This is a genomic window from Streptococcus sp. Marseille-Q8145, from assembly GCF_965112035.1.
Window position 1 is genome coordinate 1 of the sequence record NZ_CBCOPQ010000024.1, and the last position, 842, is coordinate 842.

Sequence of the window (842 nt, forward strand, 5' to 3'; positions counted from 1 at the left end):
CTCTACATTAGTATCAATAGCATTTAACGATTTTAGCACCAAGGCGGAGTAATCTCTGGCTAGATGGATGGCGTTGCATAGCTAGGGCGGAAACAGCGCGGCTAAGGGACAGAGTGTGAGCATCTTGAGACATAATGATCGTATTTTTAATCACCGTGATCAATGTCCTTATGTGCAAACGATGACACCCGAAAAAGCATGACGGGTAAATTTTTTATGTTAATGACAAACTCGTCCTTGCCTGCGAATTCTTTTAATGCAGGAGGAAAAAATATGCAGTCAGTGAAAACGTTATTGACCAACGCATTAGACAAAGGAGCCAGCGATATTTACTATTTGCCAAATCCGCATGGTTATCTGATTCGGCTTCGGTTACCGACCGGGTTAGTGACTTTAGGGCAACTGGAAACGCGCATAGGTCAGCAAGAGATTAATTATCTGAAGTTCATGGCTGGGATGAATGTTGCAGAGCATCGCCGTGTCCAGTTAGGCGCATTTTATCATCCGGACTCTGATGTTTTTCTGCGTTTAAGCTCGGTGGCAGATTTTCGGGGCCGCGAATCATTGGTGGTGCGACTGATCAGTGGTATTCCAGATGCGCAGGGTGCACGTCAGTTGTTGGATCGATTAATGAGTATTTTGACGCAACGCCGAGGCATGTTGACATTGGCTGGCCCAACCGGATCGGGTAAAACAACGTTACTGTACCAGCTTGCAGCTCGCTTGGCCGCCTCGGAAATGTTGCTGTCTATCGAGGTTTCTGTCAAAATTAAACAGCCCCAGTTTCTGCAGGTTAAGGTTATGCCACAGACGGTAATGAGTTATACTGAGTTGGTATAGGC

Annotated in this window: 1 pseudogene; it reads left to right on the forward strand. The window is 46.1% G+C overall.

Annotated features, from left to right (window positions below):
- Nucleotides 1–273: 273 nt before the first annotated feature.
- Nucleotides 274–837 (forward strand): annotated as a pseudogene (locus tag ACWPVL_RS11730) (ATPase, T2SS/T4P/T4SS family); the annotation flags it as partial.
- Nucleotides 838–842 lie beyond the last annotated feature (5 nt).